Origin of the sequence: Halorussus halophilus (genome assembly GCF_008831545.1) — an archaeon.
GTDB classification, from domain to species: domain Archaea; phylum Halobacteriota; class Halobacteria; order Halobacteriales; family Haladaptataceae; genus Halorussus; species Halorussus halophilus.
The window spans coordinates 2727843-2748936 of the sequence record NZ_CP044523.1; the positions used below are offsets into that span (position 1 = coordinate 2727843).

General features: G+C 55.2%; 13 protein-coding genes. 8 read left to right on the top strand and 5 right to left on the bottom strand.

Annotation, left to right across the window (positions count from 1 at the left end):
* The first annotated feature begins 51 nt into the window (after nucleotides 1–51).
* Nucleotides 52–4308, top strand: a complete 4257-nt coding sequence (locus F7R90_RS13560) for an Eco57I restriction-modification methylase domain-containing protein (protein WP_158057951.1) — start codon at nucleotides 52–54, stop codon at nucleotides 4306–4308.
* Nucleotides 4309–4545: 237 nt separating this feature from the next.
* Nucleotides 4546–4821 carry a hypothetical protein gene (locus F7R90_RS13565; RefSeq protein WP_192498314.1) on the top strand — a complete coding sequence of 92 codons (276 nt, stop codon included), beginning with the start codon at nucleotides 4546–4548 and terminating at the stop codon, nucleotides 4819–4821.
* A 118-nt stretch (nucleotides 4822–4939) separates the two neighbouring features.
* On the opposite strand, the gene F7R90_RS13570 is transcribed toward F7R90_RS13565, so the two are convergent.
* The 3 genes from F7R90_RS13570 to F7R90_RS13580 all read right to left on the bottom strand — a co-directional run bounded on the left by F7R90_RS13570 (nucleotide 4940) and on the right by F7R90_RS13580 (nucleotide 9496).
* On the bottom strand, nucleotides 4940–5932 hold the full coding sequence (locus tag F7R90_RS13570) for a hypothetical protein (RefSeq protein WP_158057953.1): 993 nt from the start codon (nucleotides 5930–5932) through the stop codon (nucleotides 4940–4942).
* Between the two features lie 664 nt (nucleotides 5933–6596).
* Nucleotides 6597–8087, bottom strand: a complete 1491-nt coding sequence (locus tag F7R90_RS13575; RefSeq protein ID WP_192498315.1) for a right-handed parallel beta-helix repeat-containing protein — start codon at nucleotides 8085–8087, stop codon at nucleotides 6597–6599.
* A gap of 557 nt (nucleotides 8088–8644) precedes the next feature.
* Nucleotides 8645–9496, bottom strand: coding sequence for a DNA-binding protein (locus tag F7R90_RS13580; RefSeq protein WP_158057955.1), 852 nt, complete (start codon nucleotides 9494–9496; stop codon nucleotides 8645–8647).
* Nucleotides 9497–10158: 662 nt separating this feature from the next.
* On the opposite strand from F7R90_RS13580, the gene F7R90_RS13585 reads away from it, so the two are divergent.
* The 5 genes from F7R90_RS13585 (at nucleotide 10159) to hepT (ending at nucleotide 13081) form a co-directional block, all read left to right on the top strand.
* Nucleotides 10159–10848 carry a hypothetical protein gene (locus tag F7R90_RS13585; protein ID WP_158057956.1) on the top strand — a complete coding sequence of 230 codons (690 nt, stop codon included), beginning with the start codon at nucleotides 10159–10161 and terminating at the stop codon, nucleotides 10846–10848.
* Nucleotides 10849–11241: 393 nt separating this feature from the next.
* Complete coding sequence (locus tag F7R90_RS13590) at nucleotides 11242–11616, top strand: nucleotidyltransferase domain-containing protein (protein ID WP_158057957.1); 375 nt, start codon at nucleotides 11242–11244, stop codon at nucleotides 11614–11616.
* Nucleotides 11617–11712: 96 nt separating this feature from the next.
* Nucleotides 11713–12000: a HEPN domain-containing protein gene (locus F7R90_RS13595; RefSeq protein ID WP_225741175.1), complete on the top strand. Its 288-nt coding sequence runs from the start codon at nucleotides 11713–11715 to the stop codon at nucleotides 11998–12000.
* A 228-nt stretch (nucleotides 12001–12228) separates the two neighbouring features.
* The gene (mntA, locus tag F7R90_RS13600; RefSeq protein ID WP_158057958.1) at nucleotides 12229–12660 is read left to right on the top strand and encodes a type VII toxin-antitoxin system MntA family adenylyltransferase antitoxin; all 432 of its coding nucleotides are present in this window, start codon (nucleotides 12229–12231) and stop codon (nucleotides 12658–12660) included.
* Nucleotides 12653–13081: a type VII toxin-antitoxin system HepT family RNase toxin gene (gene hepT / locus F7R90_RS13605; RefSeq protein WP_158057959.1), complete on the top strand. Its 429-nt coding sequence runs from the start codon at nucleotides 12653–12655 to the stop codon at nucleotides 13079–13081. The genes mntA and hepT overlap by 8 nt, the downstream gene beginning before the upstream one ends.
* Nucleotides 13082–13201: 120 nt before the next feature.
* Here hepT and F7R90_RS13610 read toward each other — a convergent pair whose 3' ends face one another.
* Nucleotides 13202–14401, bottom strand: a complete 1200-nt coding sequence (locus F7R90_RS13610; protein WP_158057960.1) for a Cdc6/Cdc18 family protein — start codon at nucleotides 14399–14401, stop codon at nucleotides 13202–13204.
* A gap of 1061 nt (nucleotides 14402–15462) precedes the next feature.
* Here F7R90_RS13610 and F7R90_RS13615 point away from each other — a divergent pair.
* Nucleotides 15463–19065 carry an ATP-binding protein gene (locus tag F7R90_RS13615; RefSeq protein WP_225741176.1) on the top strand — a complete coding sequence of 1201 codons (3603 nt, stop codon included), beginning with the start codon at nucleotides 15463–15465 and terminating at the stop codon, nucleotides 19063–19065.
* A gap of 294 nt (nucleotides 19066–19359) precedes the next feature.
* Here the strand turns inward: F7R90_RS13615 and F7R90_RS13620 are convergent, their stop codons facing one another.
* Entirely contained in the window at nucleotides 19360–20430 is a 1071-nt protein-coding gene (locus tag F7R90_RS13620) for a phage NrS-1 polymerase family protein (RefSeq protein WP_225741177.1), read from the bottom strand.
* Between the last annotated feature and the right edge of the window lie 664 nt (nucleotides 20431–21094).

The following is a 21094-nucleotide window of genomic DNA, read 5'->3' on the forward strand; positions in this document are numbered from 1 at the left end:
TCCATCCCATACATTCATACATGTTGACTTCGCCCATCAGAACAACCAGCGATGAGCCAAGCGACCCTTTCCCCGGATCCGTACCTCAACTCAAATCTCTTCTCCGGGTACTACCTTGATGAGCGTGTTGACGACCTCGATTACTGGGACTGCGATGAGGAAGCTCAAGAAGCATTCAACAAACTGCAGGTGCTCTGGGAAACAGAGGGCGACCTCGTAGCGGGACACAACGAGGACGAACTGATAGACTCTTGGATAGACGAGGTTCTCGATGTTCTCGGTTTCGGCACCCTCTCAGAAACATCATTACCGAACAGTGGCGGGTACACCGACCGCCTACTTTTCGAATCGGAAGAGGGGCGGCGAGACGCCGCACTGAGAAAGGAAGATGGAGATCTCGAAGCGACGTTCAACCTCTCCTCGGCAGTTCTCGAAGCGAAGCAATGGGACTACGACTTTTCCAAGCGGTTCAGCGAGCAACGGTCCTATCGAGACGCTTCTCACCAAATCAAATACTATCTCGAACACACCCCCGAACGGCTTCAGTGGGGTATTCTCACCGACGGTAAGAAGTGGCGTCTCTACGGCACCAAAGATTACGCTACGGAGACGTACTACGAGATTGATCTGCCGGAGATCCTCGAATCTGGAGACTTGGACGCGTTCAAATACTTCTACGTGTTCTTCCGCCCGGAAGCGTTCAGAGAAACCTCCGGTACCTCGTTCCTCGATACCGTTTGGAACGAGAGTGAGACAGCTGCTCAAGAACTCGGCGAAGACCTACAGGATAACGTTTTCACCGCACTTCGAATCCTCGGCGAGGGATTCGTCGAGACGAACGACCTCGATATCGACCCGGCCGACGAGAAGGCACGAGCAGAACTGAAAGAACAGTCGCTGGTTCTCCTCTACCGGCTGATGTTCGTGTTGTATGCCGAATCACGGCATCTAATACACCCTGATGATCCTACTGCAGAGGACGATTATCAAGCCAATTTCAGTCTCGACCAACTTCGGCAAGACATCCACGGCGATATCCAAGCCGGAGACTCGTTCGAAGACTACAGCGAGCACTCCACGTCCATGTGGAGCCGCCTTCAGGACCTGTTCCGACTCGTAGATACCGGCGAGGAATCGCTTGGCATTCCACCGTACAATGGCGGACTGTTCGACGACGATAGTCACGGTTTCCTTGCAGATAACCAAGTGTCGAACCGATACATCTCGGAGGTCATCTACCGTCTCGGTACAACCCAGAGCGAAGACGGATCTTTCGTACTTGCCGACTACGCCGACCTCGACACGCGGCATCTCGGAACGATTTACGAGGGACTGCTGGAACACGAGTTCCGTATCGCACCCGAGCAGTACGCTGCAGTTTCTGACGACGGTGGACAGGTATGGAAACCTGCGACAGAGGTTAGCGTTGCAGACGCCGTCGAAACCGTCGAAACGGGAGAACTGTACGTCGTCAACGACGACGGAGAGCGAAAGGCTACAGGAGCATACTACACGCCGGACTACGTTGTTGCTTACATCGTCGAGGAGACGATAGACCCACTCATTTCGGACATCGATGACGATCTTCGAGAAGACGGACTTGAACCGAGCGACCGAGAATACTTTGCTCAGTTCTGGCAGCGGATTCTAAATCTGAAGGTGCTTGATCCGGCGATGGGGAGCGGTCACTTCCTCACGAAGGCGACGGGCTATCTCACCGAGCGAGTCATGGAAGTAGTGCGCGAACAGGAGATTCAATCGTACGACGAGCAGGACCTCCGACGAGAGATCGCCAAGGAATGCATCTATGGCGTGGACCTCAACGGAATGGCCGTCGAGTTGGCTAAGCTCTCTATGTGGCTCGAAACTCTGGCAACCGACCAGCCACTTGCGTTCCTTGACCATCATTTGAAGGCTGGAAATTCGTTAGTAGGCTCGAATATTATGGAAGTATTGGCAGATGATACCGTAGAGAACGGTGGACAGCTTACTCTTCTTCAGGCATTTGCTCGTGTTCGTCAACGTACCTTAGAGCATGTGATGGACCTAATGAAAGACCTTCTCTCCATAGATAATGAATCACTGGAAGAAATCAAATCAATGGAGGAGATCTATGCTGAGATTCGTGCAGATCCATTATATCAACGGTTATTTGAATTGGCCAATGTTCATACTGCCGAACAATTTGGGGTGGATGTAGATGAGGATGCTTACGAAATAATGGCCCAGGCAATCGAAGATGAAGATGATTGGAGCGAAATTCGCGGAAAAGATTGGTTTAGGTCTGCACAGAAAATTGCAAAAGAAGAAGACTTCTTCCATTGGGAACTGGAGTTCCCTGAGGTGTTCTTTAGTGAAGAAGGGGAACAAATGGAACAGGCAGGATTCGACGCGGTAGTTGGAAATCCACCATATGTACGAATTCAGCGGATTCATCAGGAACTTACCCAGTATCTCTTCTCCGAATATGACTCTTGCGCGAGTCGTACTGATTTGTCTCTTCCATTCATAGAGGCAGCTATTAATCTACTCAACGATACGGGCTATGCAGCATACATCTCCACATCACAGTGGATTTCGACGGATTACGGTCGGACTGCGCGAGATTATCTATCCGCCGGTCGGATTCGGAAGATACTCGATTTCAACACGCTTCCAGTATTCGAAGGTGTCTCGACGTACCCTGCGATATTTGTTATGGCTAAGAAGTGTAAAGACACACTTTCATATGCCGAAGTCACTGAAGAAGCAGACCTTACACTGGATTCTGTGAGGAAGCAGGAGTTTCGTGATATATCCTATTCGCAGCTAGACGAAGATAGTTGGGTCTTAGATAAACTGGATCTCCGCGCAACTCTCGACACACGGACTCAAACTACTCCGTTGTCCGAACTTGGACATTTCCATATTGGAGCAATTACTGGTCTCGATGATGTATTCGTAGTAGATGAGGAGACAATTCAAGAGAAAAATCTTGAAGAAGAACTTATATTCCCATATGCCCACCAGAATCAGGAGATACAGCGGTTTGCAACGGTTGACCCAGAACACTATCTAATTTACCCGTATCGGTCTGAGAATGGTGATTCAATCCTCCTTGAAGAATCCCGACTAAATCAGGAGTATCCGAATATCCATAAGCATCTCTCTGAACATCATGATGAACTCACCGAACGAAAGGATTCACGGAAATTCTATGCGCAAGGCCCGGACTGGTATCAATTCTTGCGGCCAGGGCGTTTCGATTATGTTGAGGCACAGAAACTCCTGTTTCGAGGACTCGCAACTCGGACTTGTGTTGGGTGGCTGAAAGAGAGGACTGTATTTAGTGGGAATAACTGTCCTGGATTCATCTCGGACACAGATGAGTACTCGGATGAGTATCTGTTAGCTCTTCTAAACTCAAAGCTTCTTTCAGAGTATCTTGTTCAGTTGTCCCCTGCGAAAATGCAAGGATATAGCCGGTTTAACGCGGGAGACCTAAATGAAGCACCAGTTCGGTCAGTTGACTTCGATGTAGACATTAATGTCGAACAAAAATCAGAATCTGCCTATCAACTGTATAAAGAATCTATTCTCGAACCAGTTGAGCCCGAAGAGTTTACGGAGATATCTGAGGCAGTCAATTGCGAACCTCCTGCAGTCGCGCATGAATTCATTACCTTCATCGTTCCGGAGGTTACCCAGTTAGTGGATAAACTCTCGGATCTCAACCTCTCAATACTGGATCACCTCGGTGGCTATTCCGACGGTTCAACACTGTCGGAAATAGGGCTTACTCAACCCCCCAAAGATTCAGCTGAATCTATTCTTCAAGAGACATCTGACGATAGACCAAATCTTCGAATTGGTAAGGCTTCGGTAGTTCGTGAAACACTGAACACCGTCGAAATACGACTCACAGCTCGTTACAAGCCTGATGAGGAAGATAACCACGAAACAGATCAATGGGGTTACACAGAGACTGATTTACTTCCAGCGCTGCGAATTACCGACCTTACAGAAGTAGAGGCAGATCTCATTGAAGAATTCCTTCCCAAAGCTGTTGATGAAGCCGGTGGATTCGCTAACTTCCGGGCGACTGCGACAAAAACGAATTCGCTTGTAGACCGATTGCGTTCGTTGACCCTTCCCGTCGTGGATGAGGTTTCCGACGGTCTCCAAAGCTACATTGACACAAAGGACCGTGCAGAAGAATTAGAAAAGAAGATCGACTGCACTGAACACTTGATTGATTTAGTCATCTATGAGTTGTATGGATTAACTGATGAGGAAATAAGTATCGTAGAGGATTCTTCAGATGAGTGAATAGTGCCATTTGAGGATACATTTCTAAAGTCCAACCCCTCGGGGTCGTAAGACCACAGAAATCAATCCCCAGAATTGCACACATCTCGACCGGGGTCCGTGTGCAAATCGAGTGGTCGAGGATGACGAACCAATTTCCGGAACTCGCCGAACTCCTCCCGAAATTCGCTTCTTTATATACTCCCTCGCTTCCAGACAGTCGATAAAACTAGGATTCTGGGGGACGTGTGCAATTCTATGCGGCTTAGAATGACCGACTCGCGGGAACGACGGATGGAGAACCTCCTTGAAGCGACCAAAGAGAACACGAAGAGCAAAGCTCTCGACCGCGCGGCAGAGTTCTATCTCAAGATGCGCGGGAACAACGTGGCCGTCCCGACCGGTGCGTTCGTCGAGCTGATGGAGCGCGCCGAGCGACAGGGGAGCGTCACGGCTGAGGAGATTGCCGAGACTCTGGACACTGACGAGCTCCCTGTTGAGGCCGAGACCTCGTGGTCCGTCGGTGAGCGGTGAGCAATAAGCAGGTTTCTGGTTACGTCATCCTGTCAAGTTCATCGCTGAGAATCAGTCTGACTACCACCAATATACGGAATTGGAGAAACTGGAGGAGATAACGGAGACGGACGTCTAATTAGGAGCTGAAATCACACCGATTGAGAGCTTGTTTGCCTTTCTCACTTGCTTCCTCTGCCCGTTCCTGATTGCCGTTTTCTATGGCTGCTGCTGCTGTAGCCAAGTGTGAACTGCCGTCTTTTAGGGCATTAGAATAACAGGTTAGTTCGATAATCGAAGATTTGACCGAGGATGGGGCAGACTCCTCTTTGTCCTTGAAGGCACTGTGCGCGCTGGCGAAGTCACTTTCTGCTTCGCTGAACAGTTGTTGAGCTTTAGTGTAGTTGCTGTTATCTATGTTCGTACTTGCTTCAGTGAAGTCCACCATTCCCAGCGCAACGTCTCGAAGTCCTTTCGCAAAGACGCTAAGGACAGGTATCGCCTCATCAAGATCAGAGAGATTCGTTTGTAGTGAAGTGATCTCAATCTGATCAAGATCGTTCAGTACACTCGTATCCATCTTGTCTGCCCGATCCTGGACGAGAGTTAGGGCATCGTCCGCCTTGTCTATCGTATTCTGAGCTTCCTTCAGTGCCTCCGCTGCATCTGTGTACCGTTCCGAATCAAAATACGCTAGCCCTGTGTTTATCTGTGAGAATCCTTCAGCAGTGGTATCGCCGAACTCGGTGAATTTGCGGGCAAACGCGATGTAGTCGCGTGCAGTATCAATCCATTCTAGCTGTCTATCTGAAGCTGATTCTTCAGCGGCGTCTAGCTCGTTCGACGCTGTATCAAGGTACTCGTTGATCGTGGCCGTCTTGAAGTCTATTCCACTATTGCTGATGTCTACCTCCGAGAACTTATCGCTCTCCTCCGATATTTTTTCGGCGGCTTTGTCAAGCGCCTCGCCGGCTTTCTCCAGGTGAGCCTCTGTCTGCGCCTCGGTGGTAGTATGAGCCTCAGTGGTAGGAGACCCGTCAGATTGACTTTCTGGGTCGCTCCCTGTACAGCCTGCGGCTAGTGCCGTACCAACTGCTGACGCAGTAGTTACGAGATATTCTCGTCGCTCCATTAGTGGTAAATTTGACCCATCAGATACACGTTAAGTTTACGATTCAATACTAGTTGGGAGAAGCCTCCTGACATACTAGATAGTGCGCACCGAGCAAACTGGATTCTACCTCACTTGACGCCCATCAACGGGAGATTCTTCAACAACTACAGCGACCGACTCAGAACAACGGTGAGAGTGGGTTAACCAACAAGTGCGGCCGTCACCCCTGCGGTTGTTGGTTAACAGATTGGGGCGTGTGATTTCGTCCGGCGCGCCATCGAGTACGGAGGGCAGTGAAATCCGAGGGTGAAGGTCGGTGATGCCTATTTAACAGTGGTTGAGAGCACGGGGTCGGTACGCAGGGGGAGGCCGTGCAACTGGCGCTCAATTCAGAGCGTCTATTGATCACGCTCATCAACAACTCATCCAAGGACTGGCAGAATTAGCGTGCTGAATACAGGGCGCAAATGCAGCACAGCTACTGTTGCACTGGGCAGAGACGGCGACCGGTAGAGACAGAGAAGACCCCAGCCGGTAGTCGGCCAAGCGGCAAGCCATTTGCCGCATCAGCGTGGAGGCAAACTTCGGTTTCCTCACCGTAGAGACGATCACCCGAGTGGATTCCGTACCCCCGTCACTAAGGGGGACCCGGCCGTGCGTCGTCCGAATTCGCGGACGGCCGCTATGACCATCCGGGAGGACCGCGTCGTATGACGTTCTCCGATTCGTTGATTTCGACCGCCAGGTCGCCGTTCCCGTCGAGTGTGTTCCCCACGAGCAGGATCCGGTTCGAGGCGGTGACCTCAATGCCGTCGTCGCCGTTGTTGTTCGCAGTGGTCAAAATCAGCGCAATGGACTCCGAGGCGTTCACCGTGACGCCGTCGTCAGCGTTCCCAGACGCACGGTTCGAGAGCAGGATGAGATTCTCGTTCCCCTCCCGCATCAGGACGCCGCTGACGTTGTTTTCGGACGCAGTGTTGTCGACGACGCCGCTGGTCGACACGTTCGACAGCAGGATCCCCGCAGCCGGGAACGGAACATCGAAGGACGCATCTCCTCTGGTGCCCGTCACCTCGTTCCCGGCCAGGAGGGCCTTCTCCGTGTTGGCGAAGTTGATGCCGACGTACCCGCTGTTGCGGACGGTGTTGTCGGTGACGGCCACTCCCGCCCCTCCGTCCACGATCAGGCCGATGAACTCGTTGTCATCGACCGTATTCTCCGTGATTACCAGGCCGTCGATACGGTCGACGGAGAGGATTCCGAGAACGTTCTTACTCGCGGTGACGTTCGCTACCATGGTGTCGGTGGAGTTGATGACGAGGACGCCGCCACTGTTCTCAGTGGCCGTACTGTCGACCACCGTATTATTGCTCACCGTCTCATCGAGGGCGTCAAAGGCGATCCCCGTGCCGCTGTTGTTCACCGCCGTGCTGTTGGTCACGAGTGAATCGCTCGCGTGGAAGATGCCGATACCGTCCTTATAGCCGAGGTAGCCGTTCGCTCTCGCGGTGACGTTCGCCCCCGTGTTGTTGACGCTGGCCCGCTGAGTCTCCGACTCGAACAGGACGCCGACTTCACCGTTCTCCGCGGCAACGCTGTCGGCCACCACCGAGTGACTCGCGTTCCAGACGGCGATGCCCTCGTACCGGTTCCGCAACGCGACGCTGTCGGTAACGGTGATCCCCGTGACCTGCCGCCCGCGCAGGGAATTGACGTCGATCCCATCGGCGAAGTTGTCCAGGGCAGCGGTGTGGGCCACCGTCGAGTCGCTGGAGTTGTTGACGAAGATTCCGTAGCCGTTGGTCGACGCGGTGGTGTTCTCGACCCGAAGGTCGGTCAGGTCGGTCGCGTAGACGCCGAACACCGAACGGGTGGCCGTGACGTCGGTGACGGTGACGTTCGAGAGCGATCCTGGCACGTCGACACCGACGCCGACCGCGACGCTCGTCGGCGAGGGGATTGGCCCCTGGGCGCTCTCGTTGAGGACCTCGTCGGTCCGTGCCCCGTCGATCGTGTGCCCGTTCGCGTCGAAGTAGACCTCGCTCGATTGGATGTCGATACAGACGTTCGCGTCGCTGTCCTCGATATCTGTGGTGAGGACGTAGCGTCCGGGGTCATTGATGGTAGTGCATGAATCGATTTCCGTCGGCGGTTGCCGTTCCCGCTCTTGCATTGAGAACGAGGACTGGGATTCGGCCACGGCCGTTGCGAGACCTGTGGTCGTAAGCATCCCGATGAGAACGCCAACAAGTATGAGTCTCGTAGATGAGTGACGGTGTGGACGAACCATGAGGTCTACCCACAGTGACCATATAGATTGTTATTGGGTAGCATGGGCATGGGTGACTCCGGTTACTCTATTTCAAGAGTAGTCGATTTCGTATGTACAAAAAGAATGCTTGGAGCACAAATGCTCAATTCACGCTCTGTATTCAGCACGGTCACTGAAAGCTATCACCACTTGAAGGTTTCAAGGAAGAGCACCAACGAGACGGTACGCTTCTGTGACCATCTCGTTGGTTGCATTGATCTTATCCAGCATGGCAATTAGGAAGAACAAACCTGTAGGAGGGGTCGTGGCTGCGCGCGCAGCGGAGTTCTCGTGAGCGGAGCGAACGAGAGCAGGTGAGACGCACATGTCTCACCGAGCGAGCACGGAGCGGTGGGCGGGGAGGCGGGCGTCGGGTGGATGGTATCAATAAAAGAGAAGCAAGTGGAATCGTGCTATTCTCACCACTGCCTGCGTTCAGGGAAATGCACGCTGCTCCACCCTGTGAGCGCAACTGAGCATCGTCCCTCGTACCAGTTTTTGGCCACGCTCCGGAACTCAACCGTCTCGCCTTCTCGCACCATTGGCACATCGCTCTTGCGCCACGCTGTGAACCTGACGACGCCGGTCTCGTCTTCTATCAACCCAACTTGCTGAATGACAGGACTCGACGGCTCCCATAGCTTCCTCACTGTTCCTTCAATACTCACTTCTCGCCGATTCACCTCCCCAACGTTACCGATAGGAATCACCTGCCCGGGAGCCGTCCGTAGTTCCTCGTACACGGCCATGACCGCGCTCGTCATACTCGCTCCATCTGCAACTCGCTCAGCCAACCGCCGGCTGATTGCCGCCCGTGTCCATCCACGGAGCTTCTCGTCTAATCGCACGGTTTGTCTGTTCACCGCCGCCAACTCGTCCCGCGAAAGCATCTCACGCGGATCTTTCCTGTCTGGGTCACACCACGGGTCCACGCTCGCCGCTCGCTTCTCGAAAGTCCTGCGCTGCTCGACACTCCCCACCGCCACCGTCCCTCGCGTCCCCGCCTCACGCTCTGCGTCTTGCCCTCGGTCGGCTCGCTCTCGCGTCCGGCCAATCTCTTGCTCGCGTGCCAGCAGTCGCTCTTCTGCTTCGAGGGTGAGTCCTCGCCCAACGCCGTCTGGGTGGTTCAGATCGACTTTCGCTTGAATCTCCAACTCGACCGTGGGCCGTAGCTCCACACGCTCCTCGACCCCCTCGAATCGCTCTTCTTCCTGTTCGACTGTCTGTTCGTCGTCCGAAACTTCATTACCGATCTGGTACGTACTACTCATTGGAGTTATAGCTCCGAAGGCGCGTCCTCTACCGCGTCTTTTCCGAGACTCACCTCTACATGAGTCACAACTCTACACTCTGTCCGACTCTTCATCTGCTACGCTCTCGCTCGCGCCTTCGCCCAGCATTGCTGGGCGCGAGCGAGAGCACGAAAGATAGTCATCCAGCAGCGCGCGCTGGAGTGCTCGGTGCGAGTGGCCAGCGGAGTTAGTCTGTCGCTGTTCTGAGCACGCGAAGCGCGCGCAGGAACCGACCGACCAACCCGCTGGCAACCGAAGAGTGTGAGCAAGCACCGGGCACAAGAAGCGAGCGGGGCGTGCCATCTACGAGAATACGAACGGTGAGGTGAATGATTGAATTGACACGGTCCACGTTCCTGGTGGAGTTCGAAGGGGCGAATCCGGTCGGCAGGCCCCGGCGACGTAAGCACCGCAACGGTGTGAGGAGCACAGCGAGTCGCGGCCGCCGAGCGGGTGAGGGCCTTCGTAGAACTCAAACGCAGTCCGCTCTCACAGTAACTGCGTCACTGCTCCGTGAGAAGTTCCTCGTCAGAATGGTGCTACTGGTGCTGCCAGCGAAGCGTATTCAGTATGGGAGAACTCTCTACTTGCCCGCAGTGGTTCTCCCATATCTTTTTGCGGGGTGACAGAAGCACTCTCGTATGGACCGAGATGAACAATTTCCCGAATCAGAATGGTTGCGGGCTAACGATGTCTCGAATTCGTCGGTTGCAGGGCTGGTACCGAAGATTGAGTTTGAGCCAGTCGAGATAGCGGACTCCGAGATCACGGACGTCGTCTCTATTTTCGAGGAGATGATGATCAATGGAGGAGCAGTGCTTGCGGTGGTTCGGATAACGAATCAGCCGGCACTCGCATATCGTGCGGCAAGTCATGTTGATGCGGGTGCAGCATTCTATGAGCATCTGTTCACCTCTGAGGCGTTCGCCACGGCAGCAGGCGAGATGGAGGTTGGTGATGAATTACTCGTTGACCTGCACAGAGCGGAAATTGAAGAGCCCACGATAGAGCGACTGTCACCGTACAAGGTCGATGGTCATCTCGCGAGTCTGTTGATGTTCGGTGGTGCGTATTATGGGTTTGAGGGTGGCGGCCCAGATTGGGAAGAAGCGCCGAGTACGTACGGGACTGCTGCGGACGCCAAACGAATGGGAGAGCAGTTCGTCGACACAGCGTTCGACTATCGATTTTCCGATCTTGATGCCTACCGGACCAGCGAACAGTGGTGTAACTGGTTCCAGCCTCCGATCCTAGCGTGGGACGAAACACTCGTTGTAATCGATAAGCGCTACCGACTCGTGTGGATTCTCTGTCTCACCGATATGGACTAAGCTATCCTTGTTGAAACGCTCTTGTTTCAGACCACCCAGCACTTCTCAGAGAGACGAGTTCTGTACGTACTGGAGTGTCGTGAGCGTCTGCGTGTACTAGAGGAACAATTCTAGTCCTGACCAACCAACAGGAGGATTGAACGGGGCGGCGTGGTCGCCGAGCGAGACGATGTCTTCTAGACTCAGACAGAACGCTCGGCAGACGAAGAATTGGGTCTTCCGGTGTAAGGACCGCCATGGGATGAGGACCACGGCGAGTCGGAGCTGTTGAGCGTGCCAGAGTTGTCGGAATTCCGTGGGTCACCTCGAAAGACTGTGAGAGAGAAGTCTTCGCCCCTCTAGTGGCACTCCGCAGGGGAAATATAAATGACACCGAAGCACGTATCTTCGTGTATGAACGATGAGGCTGCGCATGAGTCCCTCCCCGCCGATGCCCACACTGATGCAGCGGCGGCGTTCGTCGACCGCGCGCGGTCCCGTCACGGCGATGAGATCACTGAGCTGTACGTGTTCGGTTCCACCGTCCACGGCGACGCCCACGGACGCTCAAGCGACGTTGACGTCCTCGTCGTCCTCGGCGATGACACCAAAACCGACCGCGAGACGATCGCTGATTCGCTCCGCGATATCGCTCTAGATGTGATGATTGAGTACGGTCCCGTCGTCGAACTCCACATCCTTTCGGAAGCCACGTTCGAGCGCTACCAGCGGGAGGGAAACCCGTTCATCCGGAACGTCGTCACTGAAGGACGCTCGTATGCCTGCTGACGACACAAACCCGTCCGTCGAACGGGAACTCCAACAGGCACGCCAAGCCCTCGATGATGCCACGAAAGCGCGAGACGCCGATCTTTCAGACCCGCAGTGATAAATCGTCTCTACTACCCCGCGTTTCACTCCGTCCAAGCAGCCCTTTACGACCGCGGATTCGAGCCCACGTCCCACGGTGGCGTGCTCTCCCTGTTCGGCTCCGAAATCATCTCGGTCGGCGACGCCCCACGACGGGATGGCCGATTTTTCAGCAAGCTCTCTGAGCTTCGCCAGCAAGCGGACTATGGGTACAACGAACTTGAGGAGGACATCGACGCGCTCCACTCCCGAACTCAGGAACTCGTCGCCGATATGGAGACTCTCTGCACTGTCTCCGAGTAACTCTGAGGAAGAGCCGAGTAGGACGAATACGTCGAGTGGTTGATGCAGAATGGCCGCGAGCAGTCGGGGGCTCTCGAAAGAAGCCATAGAGACTGCATCCCCAGCAACTCACAGACGCTTTGGCTCGCGTCAGCGGATCTCACGGGAGAAGACGAGTGGGAGGATAATGTGGAGTGGTTGATGCTGAAGGGCGGAATTCTTTTGTGCCGATACGCCAATATGTAGCGTATGGACACGACTGATGGGCGTTCACAAGTCCTCGCCGGTCTTTCGGAGTCGCTCTGTCATGATCCGGACATCGAGTTTGTAGTGGTGTTCGGATCGCAACTCACGGGTGACGCACGTCCATCGTCCGATATCGATCTCGCGGTCAAATTCAGCGATACGCTGTCGTCGCATGAGCGCTTCCGGAAGCGGTGTTTCCTCTCGGGTGACCTGCAACGAGAGGATGCTCCGTTCGTCGACATTTCTGACATCGAGACGCTTCCGATTGGGGTGGCCCACGATGCCGTCAACGGCGATGTCCTCTGTGGCAACAAAGAGGCATTCCGACGGTTCAAGGCTGATATCGAGGCTTCGTTCGAAGATCAACGCGATGATATTCGCGATCAGCAACAGCGCGTGATTGATCGTATTGCAGAGGACGGCCTGCATGGCTGACGAGCGCGTTGTCTCGAAGAAACTCGAACAGATCGAACAGTACCACGGGGAACTGAAGGCGAAACAACGGTCGCTCTCTCGTGCGGACTTTCTCAGAGAGACCACCGAGCAACGCGCGGTGGAACGGATGTTCGAGAACGCGATTCAGGCGTGTTCTGACCTCGCCCAACACGTCGCGACGAACGATTTTGACTTCGAGGGGAGCGCGTCCAAGGAAGCGCTTCGAGTTCTGGGCCAGGAGGGAGTAATCGATGAGGAGACGATGAACACGCTCGTTGCCGCTATCGGGTTCAGAAACGTACTGGCTCACGAGTACGGCAAGGTAGAGTATAGCCAGGTGTACGAAACCCTCCAAACCGGGCTTGGAGTCTATGACGCGTTCAGTCAGCAACTCGCACAGTGGTTCCGGAATAAAGGCTAGCTCCATAGAGGGGAGTGAACGTCCTGCAGACGGATCACGTCCTGGCTGCTGAGTACCGAACTCGGCCGTCGAATGGGAACTCCAACAGCGCGAAAAGTCCTAACGAACGAGACGTTATTGCTAGACGGCGTCTTCGTTGTCGAGTTGGTCGCAGACTTCGAAGACGACGTTGGCGTCCATGTCGAGGTCGTATTCGTGATAGGAGCCGCCTTTCCGGCCTTCGTTCTCCTCGCTCCGCAGTAAGAATCCGAGCATGTAGAGGTCACTCAAGTGGTTCTGGATGCTTTTGAGTGTCGTAAGGGGTTCTTCGGCGCGTTTTCTGGCGACCCGGCGATATGTTTTCATGATGGCTTTCGAGCGAGCAGGAGTCTCCCCGACGTGGTCGAGTTTCGCGACCGCTTCGAGGACGAGTCGAGCGTGCAGTGATTGGTCTTTGATTTTGTCTTGGAGGCGGCCGCGTTTGACGGCTTCCCGTGCAAGCTCGATGTGGTCGTCTTTGACTCTGGGTTCGTCGTTTTCTTCGGCGATTTCCGCGCCCTTCCGCAGTAAGTCGATGGCTTGGCGGGCGCTCCCGGTGTCACGGCCCGCGACGGCCGCGGCTTTCGCGATCGCGCTATCCGAGTAGCTTTCCTCGGAGAGTGCTTTCTCGGCGCGAGTATGGAGGATGGCTCGGAGTTCGTTCGCGTCGTAGGTGCTGAATGAGATTTCTTCTTCTTTGAGGGCGTCCTGGACTTTCGCGGAGAGGTGTTGGCGGAACGTGTAGTTGTTACTGATGCCGATGATGCCGATGCGGGCGCTGGTGATGTAGTCGTTCGCACGGGCTCGCGGCAACTCATAGAGGAGTTCGTTTGCGTCCTGGAGGTGGTCGATTTCGTCGAGGACGACGAGATGGGTGCCCCCAAGGCGTTCGAGTTGCGCGTAGAATTCTTCGAGCGCGTCCGCCCGAGACAGACCTTTCTTCGGGAATTGCGCGCTCTCCTCGGGCAGAAGACCATTTACGAGGGTGCGCACCGCACTGAACATCGTATCCCCATTACAATTGTGGCGGTGGACGTAGAGGTCGTCTGCGTCCTCGCGGTCCTCAGTCTCGGTTTTGAGTTCTTCGAGGACGTATCGTGTGACCGCGGTCTTGCCCACACCTGCTTTTCCGTACAGCATGACGTTCGAGGGGTTCCGGCCGAACAGGACGTCCGTGAATGCGGATTTGTATTCGTTGATTTCGTCTTCGCGTTCGAGGATTTCGTCTGGCTGGTACTCTTCATCGAGGACTTCCTTCTCTAGGAAGATGGTGTCTGTGACGTCGCTAAACAGCCCGCCCATTGTTCGTTCTCGACCTCAAACCGAGCCCGCTTAAAACCCATGTACTTCGGTTTCGTCTGTTCACTGTTTATAAGTAATACAGTGAGAGTACATTTCGTGAGTAATACTACGTCATATGGGCTTATACCGCTCGAAGAGCGTGTTTGCCGCTACGCAAAGATATAAACTCGATATGTGGGGTGGTTGTGGATTGCTGGTGGCGACTCCAGATTGGTTGTGAGAACAGACGAAATGTACTCTCTCTGTGTGCGCAGCGAGGAGACGACCCTATAGATCTGAATATGTCCTATATTGGTCGCTCCCCCGTGTTTCTGGGGCGTTTTCGGTGGCGAGAGAACAGACGAAATGTACTGTCTCGTGGTTCCGTGCTCACGGAGACCACAGCCAAGGCGTCTCCCAATCTGCTCGGAGATGGTCGGTCAGCGTATGAAAGTCATACTCACGGTACGGGGTGTCAGTGATATCGGGGGTGGATGGGACGAGTGTTGCTGGACGTAGGTGTGAGAACAGACGAAACGTACTCTCTGTCTCGCCGACGGAGTGGTGAGTGTGTGGGCTGGGTGTGTGAACGAAGAACAGACGAAATGTACTCTCCGCGTGTTCGGAGAACGCCTGGAGACGACTGGAACAGACGAAACGAACTCTCTCCGCACCGACCCAAGCAAGTTGATTGGAGACCGAACGTCCAGTACGGACACATCACTCTAGGATGGCTCTGAGTAGTGAGGAGTCCACGGGTGGGGTTGAAAGGGGCCGACTGCTCGCGTATCGCGTGATCGGCTCGGCGACCCCCTCTCCGTGTGCGGTTGCGCGGAGATGTCGTCCGAGCGACCGCGAGCAGTCGGGGGCTTTCGAGGTTGCTGACTATGGCGTGGAGTGTCTCTAGTCTTATATTCCAGAGGCTTACTTTCCTGCTTGCGCTCACGAGCAATTATCGTGTCGGGGTGTGAGCGCAGAGTATTACGTCACTTGCCCCTACGAGAAATCCTACGGATTCGCCTGATGAAAGAGCCCCAGCACGCCGGTACGTTCGTATTCAACCGACATCAGACCGAATTAGCGTGGACGCGATTCCAAGCCAGATTCAGCGACTTCATAGTCTCGCTGAGCCGTTCGATGACCGGTCGTGGCGAAAGCGACGGTCAGGCGACCCGCTCACACCGCGAACAATCGAATGGGTACTCGTTGCGAGTAGCGACGGTATTGAGTACTATGTTGGGCTTCACGACGAAGATTTAGAAGGAGACCCGGATCTCACATCGCTTGAAACCCTGCTTCGGGGCCTCTTCCCTGACCGCTACGAATTCGAACAATGTACCTTTGATCCGGCGTCCGTACTCGACATCCCCGACTCGCTACTTCACACTGACGCGGAGGGGTCGGACGACGAACGCCATCTTGCTGGTGTTGAGTTCGTTGGGCGGGGGAAGCGGCGTGCGGATTGGCAGACGCGGCTCACGCCCTTCGATGAGTTCCATACTGAGCAGTCGTCGGCGCGTCCGCCACTGGCGTCCGTAGCGGAAACGCTCGCTACCACAGACACGCCAGTCGTCTTCCAAGTCCTATTACAACCGAAGCCGGATTGGATGACGGAGGCAGGCGTCCGTCAACGCCGTTTGAAGAAGAACGAAGAGTCCTTTATTGGGAAGCTCATCACCAAGCTGTTCGCTCCAAAAGAGTCCTATTCCACAGAGAGTGCGAGTGAGCAACCAGTTGCGCCGGAGAACCAACGGCGACTTGATGCGCTCGAAGACCGGGATACGCATCATGGGTTTTCGGTGAATGTTCGGGCGGCGACCACCGCCCAGAGTGCAGGGAAAGCGAAACGGACCGTGGATTCGCTCTCGACAGCGTTCACACCAGTAAGTGGGCGAGACTACCGGATAGGCGCGAACACACACTACGAGGCCCTCTGTGCGTCTGAGCCACCACGAAAGTCACAGGCACTCGACCTACTTGACGCAATCACTGGCCGAGAATTCCAACAGATGACCACGGGACTCAGCTCAAAACTCCCTGGTCGGGGTCGAGTAAGTCCGGAGATTGTGGCGGCGCATGATGAAGTCCCGAGTTTCTGTCTCCTAGGAGGGAGTACGCTTTCGACGAACGCCGAACGCGCCCTCGGTCTCACGCCCGGCGAGCAAACGGTTATTCCACGGCCACCCCAAGAGCGGCTCGCACGGTATCGACAACAGGGACTCACACTTGGAGTCCCGTTGACGCAGGACGGTCGTCCTGAATCGAGTCCGGTCTCGCTCCCACCGTCACTGCAACCCTTGCACGTCGCGTGGTTCGGGAAGACCGGATCAGGGAAATCCACGGGCGTTACGACGGGAATGCTGGAGAATCATGCGGCGACGCGCGGCCCCTCGATTCTGATCGACCCGAAGGGTGACGGCATGCCAGTCGAGTATTTGCGCGCTCACTACGCGAAGTATGGCACGCTCGACAACGTCTATTATTTCGAGTGCTCGGAGGTCTTGCCTGCGCTCTCGTTCTTCGATATCAGGCCACAGCTTGCCGCGGGCGTGGACCGCGAGACCGCCGTCCAAGATGTCGTGGACCACTATATCGAGATACTGGTTGGGATTATGGGTCGTGAGAACTTCGAGAGTGCAGTTCGCTCCCCGGACATCATTCGGTATCTCGTGAAAGCGCTCTTCGACCCCGTACATGGTTCGGATGCCTTCTCACATCGGGAACTCCAGGAGGCGACAACGCGGATGAAAGAGACGCGGGATGCACCCTCGGTGAGTGATGAGGACCTTGCTGTGCTGTTGGGTGGGGTGGTGACGAATAGTAAGCGGTCGTTCACCGAAGTCATGCAGGGCGTGCAGAATCGGATCGAGAAAATCCCACTGGACTATCGACTTGCTCGGCTATTCAATCACGTGCCAAATCTCGAGGACGGTAGCGACGACCCCTACTTTGATTTTTTCGAGGTGCTGGATGAGGATGCAGTCGTGGTCGTGGATACGAGTCAACTTCGATCCAAAAGCAGAAACGGATTCACGCTTGCGCTCTTGTCGAATCTCTGGACGGCGCTGCGTCGACGCTACGGTCTCTACATGAAAAACGGGGGGTCGCCGACGACTACTCAAGACGACCTCCCATTAGTGAATCTGTACTTGGAGGAGGCGGCGGACGTTGCGGCCTCAGGATTGATGACGGATTTACTATCCCAATCTCGTGGATTCGGGTTGTCGGTGACGCTGGCGATGCAGTTCCCTGCCCAAGTGAGAGAAGCGGATTCAGAGGCGTACGCGGAGATCCTGAATAACGTTTCGACGATTGTCACAGGAAATGTTGCGGTGGACCCTGATTTAGAGAAGAAGCTCGCCACCGAAGAGATGCCACCAAGGGAAGTCGGGAATCGGTTGCGTGCGCTCCGGCGGGGCCAGTGGTTCGTCCGCTTGCCCGCAGCTTTCGGTGAGCCTGAGCCACGGCCATTCTTACTCGAATCTGCGCCACTCCCATCTGGGCATCCGGAGAGCGATGACCCGCTCTCGGAGATGGCGCGGGTTGCGTTCAACGCGCTCTTCGACGTCGTCCGGGACCGCTCTCGGCTGGATCATGGCCTCGACCTCGTCACCGACGACCAATCAGAAACCACGACGACGGCTACTGAGAGTACCGAGACGACGGCGGAAAGCGAAACGACCGAGGACCTTTCGAGTGCGCGTGTGGATTCGGCGTTACCATACACGAAGCGGCTTCCGAAGTGCATCACGTATGACGGAGACCTGCACGCTATCGTCTGCGGAGAATGCGAGAACCGATACACTGCCTCGTTATCTGGTATTCTCCGGGGGATTGAGTGTTGTTCGAGTCTCGCTCGGGTGGATCGCGATAAGATTCCGATCTCTGATGTTGGATTGATGCTTTCAGAATCAGAGCGTAGGGAGAGCGAGTATTCTGACCGCCAGCTTTGTTTCCTGCAGGCCGTCTATAGTGCGCATCAGTTCGAGTACGACCCAGAATACGAGTACGACCCACGCTGGGATACGATGCTTCGCTTACAGGAGTACGTCGGCATCGAGAGTGAGGACCTCCAGGAACTCCTCGATGATGAGCTACTGCGTATTGATTGTGACCACCCACACCGATTGTACACGGTGACTGCTAAGGGTCGAAGTGAGATTCAGGTTGCTCACCGCGAGGGCGTCTCCTATGGGCACGGGGTTGGGGATCTTGGGGAGTCCACACTCCATCGTGTGATGGTTGCGTTCGGCCGCCAGTACGTCGAAACAGCATACGAAACGAACGCCGAGTCCTCGGTGGTAGACGTCGTTCCCTATTATGAACTCGATGACGGCCATCGGTTGGACGTCGCGGGCCTCGACAGCGAGGGCGAAGTCCGAGTCGTCGTTGAGGCTGAGCGCTCGAACAATGATACGCTGCGGGCAGTCCCCGAAGACTATGATAAGATGGCTGAACTTGACCCGGAGGACGCGATCTGGATTGTGGAGAACCGAGAAGGCGCACACAAGGTCTTGAGTGCGTTGAACGACCCGCCGACAGGGAAGGTCCGGGTTGCGAAGTCCTATAGTGAGTCCTCAGCACCCCAAATTTTCACTTTGGACGCGCCGGGGTGTACGGAGATTCATACGCTCCGGTATCTCCGAGATTCACTGCTCGAGGTCGAGCCACCCGAGATTGGGTGACTTCTACTCTCACTGTCGCACGTCGACTGCGTTGAAGAAGGGAGGCTTCGCGGAGCGTACCTTGTTGGTGGGTTCCTACTCGTGGGGTCGTTTGTCGCGTCCTGGGGTGTCCAAAGCCTCCTGTCGTTCCCACCGTTTGAGGGTGGGACGAACACGCTCTCACACTTCGTAGGATTCCTTCTCGGTATCGCGACTGGAGTACTCAGCTGGCACCGAAAGGAATTCATCGACCGGATAGCCACACGGCACCTCTGACTCCCTGCCCAGACCTATTGGATAGAATCGAAGAGCGTCTTACTCAGCTTTCTTCGAGAAGAATCCACGGAGCGACGCGAAAAAGCCCGTTTGTGTGTCAGATTCTGCTGTAAGTTCGTCTTCGAGCCTGGATTGGGTCGCTCGTGCAATATCGCGTTCGTCTCGAAGCCGCTCGTTCTCAGCTTCCAATTCACGGAGTTGCTCCTCAAGCTCGAGGATGGTCTTGATTCGGGCGCGTTCTCGCTCGTGGAGGTCCCCAGATGCAACCGACAGCCCAAAAGCCGTCTCACCGTCTTTCATGCGTTCCGGTGAGTTGCCTTCTAGGTTCACATTCGACTCCTCACTTTCCTCTTCAATCTCCGCTACTTCGACAGCCTCCGGTTCCGGTTCCGGCTCCGGTATTGGTTCGGGTGCGTCGGCATCAGTTGCTGCTGAATCGGTCTGTGCTGGTGGTGAGTAGGAGTCAGTGGTCACACTCACAGCACGGGCGAGTGTTTTCTCGCCGTACGTACTCCCATCCCCATAATGTTGGGTGTCCCATTTCTCGCGGTGGAGTCCGGATTGTTCGAAGAGGCGGCCCATTTGGGTGGTGTCGCCGCCCGTCCAGAACGCGAGCAGGCACGCAAGCGCCATATCCGCTTCCGAGTGACTATCATATCCTGAGGTGTCGCCACGCCAGAGGCGCTCGAACTTCTCCCCGTTCGACGCCTCACGTGCGCGTTCCAGCAAGTCCTCGTCCGAAAGGCTGAGCGTTGAATCCGGTTCGTCAGTCGTCTCGTGATCCCCCAACGAGGATTGGTCTGCAGACTCCGGTTCGTCTGCAACGTGTTCTGAGTACACAGTACGGAGGCCGTCGCTCCGCGATTCGATAGTCCGGGGCGTGCTAGTGACGTGGTTGCCGGTGACGGTGAAAAAGCGCGCGGTCTCATAGAGTTCCACGTCCCCGCGTCGGTTCCGTCCCGGTGGGAGTTCGCCTTCGATGAGGACGTGATACCCAGTTCCGGATGGACTAATTTCGGTGTAGGACTCAAGATGCTCAATAATCGAGTCCGCCCACTCCATTGGCGTCTCAGTTTCGGGGTCTCGGGCGTCGTCGAGGTCAACCCCCACGAAAGGGTCGTTCTCGCTGAACACGAACCCGAGACCCCTCGCCGAATTATCCCCAGAAGCATAGGCGCGCGCGGTCTCAAAGTCACTCCATGTTTCTTGCTTCGTCGTGGATGCGAACTGCCCTGTCTCCGGGTTCACTGGGACTTTCGTGGGTTTTGTGTTGTTCTTCCGGGTTTGTTCACGCCAACACACCCAGTGGTCGTACTCACAGAGCGATTTTGGTAGTTCCGAGCGGAGAGGCGGGGTCGGAGTGGTGTTTGAGGGCACTGAGATTGGTTTGTAAATGAACCCGACCTACTTCAGCATATTTCCAGCCAGCAGACGTGTTACCCTGGCTGAATCATAGCCGTGAATCCGGCGTGACACCCCACAAAACGCGGTTTCAGAGATTCTCATCGCTCCAGAGAGTTCCTAGCGGTCATAGCGTTCGCCAACACTCCGAGTATTCACCGAGAGAATAGCTGTGAAGACGGTTTGTAGTAGTAGAGACGGAGAACGGTGCCAGTACGAGTGACGGGTCGGGACGAGTGGGGTTGAGAAGTGGTGAGAGAGGCGCTGAGAACCCAATCCAAGAGTTAATAAGAAGAGAGATAGAAACCGGAGTTGATTCCGGGAAACCACGAGACTGCAGCGGTCTGTAACGATATTAATTCACGGGCAGAGC